1 pseudogene is annotated in these 550 nt (G+C 62.7%); it reads left to right on the top strand.

Annotated features, from left to right (window positions below):
- Positions 1-438: 438 nt before the first annotated feature.
- A pseudogene (locus WN73_RS11610) lies at positions 439-550 on the top strand (heat-shock protein); the annotation flags it as partial.

The raw sequence follows: 550 nt of genomic DNA, 5'->3' as shown, positions 1-550 counted from the left end.
ATTCTGCCCGATGGCGTCTGCCGGACCCGAGAGGCATCCGGCGCCACGCACCCGCGTGGCTGCACAAAAACTAGGATGGGGCGATTTTGTTTCAAGAGGAGTGTAGGACAGAGAAGCGACCGGCCGACGGACCGGTCATGCCACACGAAGGCTCCTGGAAAGTCGAACATCGCCGCGTCGGCCGACGACGGGCAAAGACTCGGAGCGGGCCTCATGTAGCCCCGCCCTGGTGGCACTGCGGAAGCCCGTTATCTAGACGGCCCCGGATGGCTGAAAATTTTCCGGCCCTCCCTTGAAACCAAACTCGGTTTCTCTAATTTTCGAGTCGCCGCCGCAGGGCGGCTCTCCGGGCGCCTGACGGGCTCGGCGAATCCAGAGACGGGCACCGGTCGTGTCCGGTGCCGCTCGTAACCATTTTGCTCCGTGGAGGATCTGGCTATGCGCAGTTACGACTTCTCACCGCTCTGGCGTTCGACCATCGGTTTCGACCGCCTTTTCGACCTCGCTGAATCCGCCCAGCGCGCGACCGAGGACAATTACCCGCCCTACA

Origin of the sequence: Bradyrhizobium sp. CCBAU 45394 (genome assembly GCF_028128655.1) — a bacterium.
GTDB lineage: Bacteria > Pseudomonadota > Alphaproteobacteria > Rhizobiales > Xanthobacteraceae > Bradyrhizobium > Bradyrhizobium diazoefficiens.
Note: the sequence above shows the minus strand (reverse complement) of the source record. Positions and strands in the feature narration are given on the sequence as shown.